Source organism: Rhodanobacter thiooxydans, from assembly GCF_030291135.1.
In the GTDB taxonomy this organism is placed as follows: domain Bacteria; phylum Pseudomonadota; class Gammaproteobacteria; order Xanthomonadales; family Rhodanobacteraceae; genus Rhodanobacter; species Rhodanobacter thiooxydans_A.
In genome coordinates this window covers 280,643-291,847 of record NZ_CP127409.1, presented here as the reverse complement: position 1 = coordinate 291,847, position 11,205 = coordinate 280,643, and the positions used below count along the sequence as shown (strand labels likewise).

Genomic DNA, 11,205 nt, shown 5'->3' with positions numbered 1-11,205 from the left:
AGCTGCCCGCCAGTCCTTCCGTCGGGATGTCGTGAATGGATCCGCCTTCGTCGCACCGGCTCACTTGCACTTGAGTACCGGCGGGTCTAATTTCTGGCAGCGGCCCGTCAGTTTGCCGCAGGTCGGAGCCCCCGCCAGCTGTCAGCAGGGACACCCGTTCCACGCCGGTTTGCCGGCACTGTTCGTTGCTTCTATGGAGGGATCACCACATGAACAAGTTGAGCATCGCTTTCGCACTGACCGCACTGATCGCGCTGGGTATGCCCGTGCTCCACGCACAAGAGTCACATGCACAGGACCCTGGTGATTTAGGCAGGCTCTCGCAATCGGCATACGACATGCAGCAGAACGAGTTACGCATGCGGGCAAACTGGTACAACGACCTGCAACACGGCGATCGCCAGACCTCGATCAATTCCCTGGCCAACCTGACCAAGTTGCGCGAAAAACTCGCCGAGGCCTGGCAGACGCTCGGGCTGTCGCCGCCGGCGGCCAAGGCAGTCGCGGCAGCCTATCAGCCGAACTTCTCCCTGAATTCCAGACGCGTCTCGCTGCTGGGCAAGTCGGATGAGGAAATTGCGGCGCTGATCCAGTCCTCGCTGGCCAAAAAGGACTACCTCCTGGCCAACCAGACGCTCATCGATCTGCAGACGAAAAGAATGAAGCTCGGGACGGGCGCCTCGCCCGATGGCATGCATTGATCCCTCGCGTCGGAAAACCGATGCGCGATGGCACGGAAACAGGCTGCCCGCATCCACCGATGCGGACAGCCTGCTGCTGCCTGCTCAGTCCCTGCAAGCCAGGGGTTTCATCGAGCACGCCATCAGCAAGGCGCCGAATTGACGGTGACAAGCAGCGCTCCGGGCTCAGCCATCGCTGACTCCCCGAGTGGGCCGGAAGTCGGGATGGCTGGGCCGGCATGCTTGCCAGCCACATTGCCCAGCTCACTTGCAGCTGAAACTCCCGGGCATTAGGTTCCCGACGGGGGCCAGCGAGCCTGGCCGCGGGCCGATGCCGGAACAGCGCAGCCGGGAGCGACAACCAGCAAAAGTCGACTCTCCGTACCTTCGATACCTGGTCAACGCGTCAATCGGGAGGGGCTGTCACATGAAAAGACTGATCATCGTTTGCATGGTTGTGATGCTGGCATCCGGTGCAGTTTACGCACGGAATGCCTTGGCGCAGTCGCAATCTGCGTACAACCTGCAACAGAACGAGATGCGCAGCCAACAGAGTTCCGCCAACGCCCTGCAGCACAACGACCGCCAGACCTATGTCAATTCCCTGGCCAACCTGACCAAACTTCGCGCCAAGCTCGCGGAGGCCTGGCAGACCCTTGGCATGTCGCCGCAAGCGGCCCAGGCCGTCGCGAACGCCTATCAACCAAGCCTCGTACAGAACGTCCGCCATGTTTCCCTGCGCGGAAAGAGCAGCCAGGAAGTGGCGGCCATGCTTCAGTCTGCCCTGGCCAGCAAGGACTATATGCTGGCCAACCAGACGCTCATCGAATACGAGAAAATCAAGACGGGACTGGGAGCGGATACCTCACCAGACAGCCCGCATTGAAGCCCCGGGCACGGCAATCCGGACACGGATTCCGCACGAAGTCTGGCCGGCATTACGTTCGGGCAGGAGCAGGCGACCTGGCATGCAGGCCAATGTCCGAAACGGATCCCGTGCATGACTGCGCGTGCGGAACAGGCCGCGCATATCGCTTGGCGCTTGAATCAACCACCAACCAAGGAGGGAATGCCACATGAAGAAAACCATCATCATCTGCACGCTTTTCGCGCTGGGATCCGCTTCGCTTCATGCGCAGAACACCCAGTCGAATTACGACCTCCAGCAGAGCACGATGCGCATCGATCAAAATGTAAATGACGACTTCCAGCAGCGCTACCGCCAAAACTACGTCAATGCCCTGGTCGACCTGACCAAGCTTCGTGACAGTCTCGCGCAGGCCTGGCAAAGCCTTGGCTTGTCACCGCAAGCTGCCCGGGTCGTGGCGAACGCCTACAAGCCCAATCTCGCGGGGAACATCCATCACGATTCCCTCGACGACAAGAGCAGCCAGGAAGTCGCGGCCATGCTCCAGTCTGCCCTGGCCAGCAAGGACTATATGCTGGCCGACCAGACACTCATCGACTACGAGCAGGGCAAACTGCGTATGGGGACGCGCAGGCCGCCAGCTGGTCACCACTAAGGCCTTCTCCACGACGACCCGGCCAGAGATGACGAAGAACTCGCCGTCCAGGCGTCGAATCCCCCTGTGCGAGGAGGCCTGGCAGCCCACTCATCTGGACACCTGGACGTCCAAACGCCCGTCACACGGCTAATTTCGATTTTTTTGAAAAATTATGTTGACAGGCGTCGATGAACTGCTTTACGGTCGACTCATGTCGCAGCGCAACAGCCACCGCAGCATCGCCAATGACAACCGTCTCCTGACGATTGCCGGCCTGCTGCAGGCTCGCGGCACGCTCCTTATTACCCTCGTACTCGTACTCCTTATTACCAACGGAGGTGCGGGCTGAGGGCATGTGTCCAGGTAGCTAGAAAAACCTGAAAACACCCGAAGAACCCCGCACCCGGTAACGGATGCGGGGTTTTTTTGTGCCTTCGGCGCCGCCCACAGCGGAGCCATGATGAAAACCCCCGGCCAGCAGAACGCACCCGCCAGCGACAACGACGTAGTCGCCGGACGCGTGCGGATCTTCGACACCACCCTGCGCGACGGCGAGCAGGCGCCCGGTTTCTCGATGGACCGGCGCGCCAAGCTGCGCATGGCGCAGCAGCTCGAAGCGCTCGGCGTGGACGTGCTCGAAGCGGGTTTTCCGCAGGCCTCGCCGGACGATTTTGCTGCGGTCGCGCAAATCGCCGGGGCGCTGAAAACCACCACGGTCTGCGCGCTGGCACGCTGCCAGGACGGCGACATCGACAGTGCCGCCCGTGCGCTGCAGGCGGCCCGCCATTCGCGCATCCACCTGTTCCTGTCGACCAGCCCGCTGCATCGCGAGCACAAGCTGGGCATGAGCAAGGCGCAGGTACTGGAGACGGCGGTGCGCGCGATCGAGCGCGCCCGCGGGCTGTGCCACGAGGTGGAATTTTCCGCCGAGGACGCGCTGCGCACCGAACCCGACTTTCTCGCCAAGGTGTTCAGCGCCGCGGTCGCCGCCGGCGCCAGCACGCTCAACGCGCCGGACACGGTGGGCTACACCACGCCAACCGAGATCGTCGAACTGTTCGAGTACCTGCGCCGCCACGTCTTGGGCGCGGAGCGGGTGGTGTTCTCCAGCCACTGCCATGACGACCTCGGCATGGCAGTGGCGAACAGCCTCGCCGCGGTGAGCGCCGGCGCACGCCAGGTGGAGTGCACCATCAACGGCATCGGCGAGCGAGCCGGCAACGCCGCGCTGGAGGAGGTGGTGATGGCGCTGAAGGTGCGCGCGCCGCACTTCGGCGTGGATACCCGCATCGACACGCGCCAGCTGTATCCCACCTCGCGCCTGCTGACCGAGCTGACCGGCCAGGCGGTGCCGCGCAACAAGGCGATCGTCGGCGCCAACGCGTTTGCGCACGAGTCGGGCATCCACCAGCACGGCATGCTCAAGCACCGCGGCACCTACGAGATCATGCGGCCACAGGACGTCGGCATCGCCGAAACCCGCCTGGTGATGGGCAAGCACTCCGGCCGTGCCGCGCTGCGCCAGCGCCTGCAGGCACTGGGCCACACGCCAGACGACGCTGCGCTGGACGACATCTTCAGCCGCTTCAAGACGCTGGCCGACCACGGCCGCGAGCTGCACGACGAAGACCTGGAAGCGTTGGCACTGGGCCGCGATCCGCACGCTGCCGGCCCATGGCATCTGGTGCAGCTGCACGCCAGCTCGCACTTCGGTGGCAGCGCCTCGGCCTCGGTGAAGCTGGCCCACGACGACGGCCGCGAGGTCGGCGAAGCGGCGATCGGCGACGGCCCGGTGGACGCGGTGCTGCGCGCGATCGAGCGCGCCACCGGCACGCCGCTGGCGCTCACCCGCTTCCAGATTGACGCGCTCGGCGAAGGCGCCGACGCCCAGGGCCACGCGCAACTGAGCGCCCGCCATGCCGAGCGCGACTGGCGCGGCCACGGCAGCAGCACCGACATCGTCGAGGCCACCGCGTTGGCCGCGCTGGTCATCGTCAACCGGATCGAACGACAGGCGCCGGTCACCGCCGGCACCGCCACGCACGCCAAGGGAGTCACCGCATGAACACGCCATTCGTCTGGCACAACGGTCGCATCAAGCCGTGGGCCGAGGCCAACGTCCACGTCAGCACGCACGCGCTGCATTACGGCTCCTCCGTGTTCGAGGGCGAGCGCGTGTACGCCACGCCACGCGGTCCGGCCTACTTCCGCCTGGCCGACCACACCCGTCGCCTGTTCGAGTCGGCCCGCGTCTACGAGATCGAGGTCGGCTACAGCGAGGAGGAGATCAACGCCGCCTGCCTGGAGCTGATCCGCGCCAACGCGATGCCATCGGCCTACGTGCGGCCGATCGTGTTCCGCGGCGCCGGTGGCCTGGGCGTGCTGGCGAAGGACGGCGCGCCGGTCGAGGTAGCGCTGATGGCGATGGCCTGGGGCGCGTACCTGGGCGAGGCGGCCGAACGCGGCGCCGACGTGTGCGTATCGTCGTGGCACCGCCCCGCGCCGAACACCATCCCGAGTTGGGCCAAGGCCGGCGGCAATTACCTGTCGAGCCAGCTGATCGGGTTGGAGGCGCGCCGCAACGGCTACGACGAGGGCATCGCGCTGGGCGTGAACGGCCTGCTCAGCGAAGGCGCCGGCGAAAACCTGTTCCTGGTGAAGAACGACAAGCTGCTCACGCCGCCGTCCAGCGCCGGCATCCTGGCCGGGATCACCCGCGACAGCGTGCTCGCCTTGGCCGCCGATCTCGGCATCGCGGTGGAAGAACGCGAGCTGCCGCGCGAGGCGCTGTACTCGGCCGACGAGGTGTTCATGACCGGCACCGCCGCCGAGATCACCCCGGTGCGCTCGGTCGACCGCAAGGCGATCGGCAAGGGTGCGCCGGGTCCCGTCACGCAGCAGCTGCGGCAGGCGTTCTTCGGCCTGTTCGACGGGCGTACCGAAGATCGCCGGGGTTGGCTCACACCGGTGTACAGCGAAGCCACGGCGCAGGAGGCAGCGTGATGGCCAAGACCCTCTTTGAAAAAATCTGGGACGCGCACGTCGTCGCCGCCGAGACCGCCGACACGCCGGCGATCCTCTACGTCGACCTGCACCTGGTGCACGAGGTCACCTCGCCGCAGGCCTTCAGCGAACTGCGCGAGCGCGGGCTGAAGCTGCGCCGGCCGGATCGCATGCTGGCCACGCTGGACCATTCCACGCCAACCCTGCCGGCGAACGCCGACGGCAGCCGTCCGTATGCAAACGCCGAGGCGCAGGCGCAGGTGGCGCAGCTGGAAAGCAACTGCCGCGAGTTCGGCGTCGAGCTGCACGGCTGGGACAGTGCCGAGCGCGGCATCGTGCATGTGATCGGCCCCGAGCTGGGCGCGACGCAACCGGGCATGACCATCGTCTGCGGCGACAGCCACACCTCCACGCATGGTGCCTTTGGAGCCTTGGCATTCGGCATCGGCACCACCGAGGTCGGCCACGTGATGGCCACGCAATGCCTGCTGCAGCGCAGGCCGAAGACCATGGCAATCCATGTGGACGGCCAATTGCCTGCCGGCGTGGGCGCGAAGGACCTGATCCTGCACATCATCGGCAGCATCGGCGTCGACGGTGGCACCGGCCACGTGCTGGAGTACCGCGGCGCGGCGATCGAGGCGCTGTCGATGGACGAACGCATGACCGTGTGCAACATGTCGATCGAGGCCGGCGCGCGTGCCGGGCTGATCGCGCCGGACGACACCACGTTCGCCTGGCTGAAAGGTCGTCCGCGCGTGCCGCAGGGCGCGGCGTGGGAGGCAGCCGTCACGCAATGGCGTGCGCTGAAGAGCGACGACAGCGCGCGTTACGACCGCGAAGTGCGCATCGATGCCGCGGCGGTGAAGCCCACCGTCACCTACGGCACGCATCCGGGCATGGCGATCGCGATGGACGCGCCGGTACCGGCGGCGACCAATGCGCAGGAGCGCCGTGCACTGGACTACATGCAGAGCCAGGCCGGCCAGCCGATGCAGGGCACGCCGGTGGACGTGGTGTTCATCGGCAGCTGCACCAACTCGCGCCTGTCCGACCTGCGCGAAGTGGCGCGCGTGCTGCACGGTCGACGCGTCGCCGACGGCGTGCGCATGCTGGTGGTGCCCGGCTCCGAGGCGGTGCGCCGCGACGCCGAGCGCGAAGGCCTGCACCAGGTGTTCCTTGCCGCCGGCGCCGAGTGGCGCGTACCCGGCTGCTCGATGTGCATCGCGATGAACGGCGACCTGGCCCAGCCGGGCCAGCTGGTCGTGTCCACCTCCAACCGCAACTTCGAAGGCCGCCAGGGCAAGGGCGCGCGCACCGTGCTGGCCAGCCCGGCCACCGCCGCGGCGAGCGCGGTGGCCGGGCGCATCGCCGATCCGCGCGAGTACATGACGCAGGAGCAAGCCGCATGAAACCCGTCACCCATCTCCACTCGCGCACCGCCGTGCTGGCCGACGAGAACATCGACACCGACCGCATCATCCCGGCGCGCTTCCTCACCACCACCACCCGCGACGGATTGGGCAAGTTGTGCTTCCACGACTGGCGCTACCAGGCCGACGGCAGCGATAACCCCGCCTTCCCGCTGAACCGGCCGGAAGCGCACGGCTGCGCGATCCTGGTCGCCGGGAAAAACTTCGGCTGCGGCTCCTCGCGCGAGCACGCGCCGTGGGCGCTGCTGGACTACGGCATCCAGGCGGTGCTGTGCAGCGAGATTGCGGACATCTTTCGCGGCAACGCGCTGAAGAACGGCCTGCTGGCGATCCAGCTCGACGAGCTGGAACACCGCTGGCTGCTCAGGCACCCCGGCATCGAGCTGGCGATCGACGTGCGCGGCCAGTTCATCGCACTGCCCGACGGCGGCCGCATCCCGTTCGTGCTGGAACCGTTCGCCCGGCACTGCCTGCTCCACGGCGTCGACCAGCTCGGCTACCTCTTGCAAAACGAGAAGTTGATCACCCATTACGAACAACAGGAGCAAGCGGCATGAAGGCCCATATCGTCACCCTGCCCGGCGATGGCGTCGGCCCCGAGGTCACCGCCGCCGCCGTGGCCGTGCTGAAAGCCGTGGCCGCGCGCTACGAACACGTGTTCGCATTCGAGGAACAGTTGATCGGCGGCGCCGCGATCGACGCCTGCGGCGAACCGCTGCCAGCCGCCGCGCTGGCCGCGTGCCGCCGCGCCGACGCGGTGCTGCTGGGCGCCGTGGGCGGACCGAAGTGGTCCGATCCAGACGCATCGGTGCGCCCCGAGCAAGGCCTGTTGGCACTGCGCGCCGCGCTCGGCGTCTACGCCAACCTGCGCCCGCTGCAAGTGCATCCGGCGCTGGCCAACCTGTCGCCGCTGAAGAACGACCGGCTCCGGCACGTCGACGTGCTGTTCGTGCGCGAACTGACCGGCGGCATGTATTTCGGCGCGCGCACCCGCAACGCCGATGCCGCCACCGACGAATGCAAATACACCGTGGCCGAGATCGAGCGCGTGGTGCGCCGCGCGTTCGCGCTGGCGCGCGACCGCCGTCGCCATGTCACCTCGGTCGACAAGGCCAACGTGCTGGAAACCTCGCGGCTGTGGCGCAGTACGGTGCAGCGCATCGCCGCCGAGTATCCCGACGTGACGCTCGAGCACCAACTGGTCGACTCGATGGCGATGCTGCTGCTGACCCGGCCCAACCGCTACGACGTGGTGGTCACCGAGAACCTGTTCGGCGACATCCTCACCGACGAAGCCGCCGCGCTGGCCGGTTCGCTCGGCCTGCTGCCGTCGGCGTCGCTGGGCGACGGCCGGTGCGGCGTGTACGAACCGATCCACGGTTCGGCGCCGGACATCGCCGGCACCGGCGTGGCCAATCCGGTCGGCGCGATCCTCTCTGCCGCGCTGCTGCTGCGCCACTCGCTGGGCCTGGAGGCCGAGGCGGTCGCGGTGGAGTCGGCGGTGGAGCAGGTGCTGCGGCATGGCCCGCACAGCCGTGATATCGGCGGCGACGCCGGCACCGACGAGGTGCGCGACGCGGTACTGGCCGCGATCGAGGACCACGCCGACAGCGCCGCCGCGTTCTTCTGCGGAGCACGCGCATGCGGCTGATGTGCACTCACCCTTTTCCCAGCGGCCACATGGACGTGTCCGTATTTTCTGCTGCCCCCTGCGCGCATGCGACGCGGATGGTCCCTGCACGCCGTGATGGCGCCGACTCCCTGGCCATCCCGTCGACCTCCCTCGCGCGCCGGGGGCGCTTTTCTTTCCGCAACTCCTGGAATCGCCATGCGCAGTGACCTGATCAAGAGCGGCCCCGACCGCGCCCCCGCCCGCGCCATGCTGCGTGCCACCGGCCTCGACGACGAAGCCATCGCACGGCCGCTGGTCGCCGTGGTGCACACCTGGTCGAACGTCAGCCCATGCAACCTCAACCTGCGCGAGCTGGCGGTCGAGGCGGCGGCCGGCATTCGCGCCGCGGGCGGCACACCGGTGGAGTTCAACACCATCGCGGTCACCGACGGCATCGCGATGGGCACGCCGGGCATGCGCTCGTCGCTGATCAGCCGCGAGGTGATCACCGACTCGATCGAACTGGCGGTGGACGGCCACTGCCTCGACGCGATGGTGGTGCTGTGCGGCTGCGACAAGACTATTCCGGCCGCCGCGATGGCGCTGGCGCGGCTGAATATCCCCGGCGTGGCGTTGTACGGCGGCAGCATCGCGCACGGCACCCACGACCATCATCCGATCACCATCCAGCAGGTGTTCGAGGCGGTCGGCGCGCACGGCGCCGGCAAGATCGACGACGCGGAGCTGACCGCGGTGGAGCGCGACGCCTGCCCCGGTGCCGGCGCCTGTGGTGGCCAGTTCACCGCGAACACGATGGCGATGGTGCTGACCACGCTGGGCCTGTCACCGCTGGGCTACAACGACATCCCCGCCACCCATCCGGCCAAGGGCGCCGCCGCCTTCCGCTGCGGCGAGCTGGTAATGGAATGCCTGCGCGCGGAGCGCACGCCGCGCGAGCTGATCACGCGCACCTCGATGCGCAACGCTGCGCGCATGGTCGCCGCCACCGCCGGTTCCACCAATGCGGTGCTGCATCTGCTGGCGATCGCGCGCGAAGCCGGTGTCGAGTGGACGCTGGAGGATTTCCAACCGGCCTCGGAACACACCCCGGTGATCGCCGACCTGCTGCCCGGCGGCCGCTACACCGCGGTCGAGCTGTTCGGTGCCGGCGGCAGCGCGCGGGTGGCGCAGGAGCTGATCGCCGCCGGCATGCTGGAGGACACGCCCACCGTCACCGGCCGCACGCTGTTCGAGGAAGTCGCCACCGCACCGCGCGCCGAAGCGCAGGACGTGGTGCATCCGGTGGACGCACCACTGAAGCCGCGCGGCGGCTACTCGATCCTGTACGGCAACCTCGCACCGGAAGGCTGCATCCTCAAGCTCGCCGGCAAGGGCGCCAGCCATTTCGAAGGTCGCGCCCGCGTCTACGAAAGCGAGGAGCAGGCGTTCGCCGCGGTACAGGCCGGCGACATCGGCAAGGGCGACGTCATCGTGATCCGCAACGAAGGCCCCGCCGGGGGCCCCGGCATGCGCGAGATGCTCGGCGTCACCGCCGCGCTGATCGGCCGCGGCCTCGGCGACGACGTGGCGCTGATCACCGACGGCCGTTTCTCCGGTGCCACCCACGGCTTCATGGTCGGCCACATCGCGCCGGAAGCCGCGCGCGGCGGCCCAATCGCGCTGCTGCACGAGGGCGATCGCATCCGCATCGACGCCAACACGCGCGAGATCGCCACCGATGCCGACCTCGCCGCACGTCGTGCCAGCTGGCAGGCACCGGCACCGAAGGTCAGTCGCGGCGCATTGGCCAAGTACGCGTTGCTGGTCGGCTCCGCCTCCGACGGCGCCACCACGCATCCCGGCTCCACCGTCTCCACCCCTCAACCCATCCACACCGAAACCCACCAGGGAGTCACCGCATGAGCAGCCACAACCCCCTCGCCACATCCCGCATCGCCGTACTCGGCTACGGCAGCCAGGGCCGCGCGCATGCGCTCAACCTGCGCGACTCCGGCCTCGACGTCGTGGTCGGCCTGCGCCCGAATGGCCCGACCTGGCACAAGGCCAGGGCCGACGGCTTCAACGTCGTCGAGCCGGCCGAGGCGGTGAAGGGCGCCGACCTGGTCGCCGTGCTGGCCCCGGACATGGTGCAGCCCACGCTGTACAAGGAGGCGATCGAGCCGAACATCAAGCCCGGTGCTGCGCTGCTGTTCGCGCACGGCTTCAACGTGCACTTCAGGCAGATCGAACCGCGCGCCGACATCGACGTGATCCTGGTCGCGCCGAAAGGCCCCGGTGCGCTGGTGCGCAGCGAGTACGAGCGCGGCCGCGGCGTGCCGTGCATCTGGGCGGTGCATCAGGACGTCAGCGGCCAGGCCGAGGCGAAGACGAAGGGCTACGCCGACGGCATCGGCGGCGGCCGCGCGATGATCATCCAGACCGACTTCAAGGAAGAGACCGAGACCGACCTGTTCGGCGAGCAGGCGGTGCTGTGCGGCGGCGCCAGCGAGCTGGTGATCAAGGGCTTCGAAACCCTGGTCGAGGCCGGCTACCAGCCGGAGATCGCCTACTACGAGGTGATGCACGAGCTGAAGCTGATCGTCGACCTGTTCTATGAGGGCGGCCTCGCGAAGATGCTGCAGTTCGTCTCCGAGACCGCGCAGTACGGCGACTACGTCAGCGGCCCGCGGGTGGTCGACGCCGGCACCAAGGCGCGCATGAAGGAAGTGCTCACCGACATCCAGGACGGCACCTTCGCGCGCAACTGGATCGCCGAGTACCAGGCCGGCCTGCCGAACTACAAGCGCCTGAAGCAGGCCGACCTCGAGCATCCGATCGAGCAGGTCGGCGCCGCGCTGCGTGCACGGATGCCGTGGCTGCAGCCGAACCAGGCACCTGCCGCCGTCGCGCCGCTGAAGAAGGCTGGCTGACCGCTTCTGCTCCTCCCCCTGTTTCACAGGGGAAGGTTGGGA

11 protein-coding genes are annotated in these 11,205 nt (G+C 67.8%); 10 read left to right on the top strand and 1 reads right to left on the bottom strand.

Annotation, left to right across the window (positions count from 1 at the left end; translation table 11 throughout):
* Positions 1-209: 209 nt before the first annotated feature.
* From QQA13_RS01210 to QQA13_RS01200, 3 genes are all read left to right on the top strand, one after another.
* Entirely contained in the window at positions 210-701 is a 492-nt protein-coding gene (locus tag QQA13_RS01210; RefSeq protein WP_159082197.1) for a hypothetical protein, read from the top strand.
* A gap of 406 nt (positions 702-1,107) precedes the next feature.
* Positions 1,108-1,566 carry a hypothetical protein gene (locus tag QQA13_RS01205; RefSeq protein ID WP_159082198.1) on the top strand — a complete coding sequence of 153 codons (459 nt, stop codon included), beginning with the start codon at positions 1,108-1,110 and terminating at the stop codon, positions 1,564-1,566.
* Positions 1,567-1,756: 190 nt separating this feature from the next.
* Positions 1,757-2,203, top strand: coding sequence for a hypothetical protein (locus tag QQA13_RS01200; RefSeq protein WP_108472091.1), 447 nt, complete (start codon positions 1,757-1,759; stop codon positions 2,201-2,203).
* A 121-nt stretch (positions 2,204-2,324) separates the two neighbouring features.
* On the opposite strand, the gene QQA13_RS01195 is transcribed toward QQA13_RS01200, so the two are convergent.
* Positions 2,325-2,540, bottom strand: a complete 216-nt coding sequence (locus tag QQA13_RS01195; protein ID WP_159082199.1) for a hypothetical protein — start codon at positions 2,538-2,540, stop codon at positions 2,325-2,327.
* Between the two features lie 102 nt (positions 2,541-2,642).
* On the opposite strand from QQA13_RS01195, the gene QQA13_RS01190 reads away from it, so the two are divergent.
* The 7 genes from QQA13_RS01190 to ilvC all read left to right on the top strand — a co-directional run bounded on the left by QQA13_RS01190 (position 2,643) and on the right by ilvC (position 11,163).
* The gene (locus tag QQA13_RS01190; RefSeq protein WP_108472092.1) at positions 2,643-4,250 is read left to right on the top strand and encodes a 2-isopropylmalate synthase; all 1,608 of its coding nucleotides are present in this window, start codon (positions 2,643-2,645) and stop codon (positions 4,248-4,250) included.
* Positions 4,247-5,188 (top strand): branched-chain amino acid transaminase, encoded by a 942-nt coding sequence (locus QQA13_RS01185; RefSeq protein WP_108472093.1) that lies wholly within the window; start codon positions 4,247-4,249, stop codon positions 5,186-5,188. Before QQA13_RS01190 ends, QQA13_RS01185 begins: the two co-directional genes overlap by 4 nt.
* Complete coding sequence (leuC, locus tag QQA13_RS01180) at positions 5,188-6,600, top strand: 3-isopropylmalate dehydratase large subunit (protein ID WP_199909844.1); 1,413 nt, start codon at positions 5,188-5,190, stop codon at positions 6,598-6,600. Before QQA13_RS01185 ends, leuC begins: the two co-directional genes overlap by 1 nt.
* Complete coding sequence (leuD, locus tag QQA13_RS01175) at positions 6,597-7,178, top strand: 3-isopropylmalate dehydratase small subunit (RefSeq protein WP_108472095.1); 582 nt, start codon at positions 6,597-6,599, stop codon at positions 7,176-7,178. Before leuC ends, leuD begins: the two co-directional genes overlap by 4 nt.
* On the top strand, positions 7,175-8,272 hold the full coding sequence (leuB, locus tag QQA13_RS01170) for a 3-isopropylmalate dehydrogenase (protein ID WP_108472096.1): 1,098 nt from the start codon (positions 7,175-7,177) through the stop codon (positions 8,270-8,272). The genes leuD and leuB overlap by 4 nt, the downstream gene beginning before the upstream one ends.
* A 177-nt stretch (positions 8,273-8,449) precedes the next feature.
* Positions 8,450-10,156 (top strand): dihydroxy-acid dehydratase, encoded by a 1,707-nt coding sequence (gene ilvD / locus QQA13_RS01165; RefSeq protein WP_108472097.1) that lies wholly within the window; start codon positions 8,450-8,452, stop codon positions 10,154-10,156.
* Positions 10,153-11,163: a ketol-acid reductoisomerase gene (gene ilvC / locus QQA13_RS01160; protein ID WP_108472098.1), complete on the top strand. Its 1,011-nt coding sequence runs from the start codon at positions 10,153-10,155 to the stop codon at positions 11,161-11,163. The genes ilvD and ilvC overlap by 4 nt, the downstream gene beginning before the upstream one ends.
* Positions 11,164-11,205 lie beyond the last annotated feature (42 nt).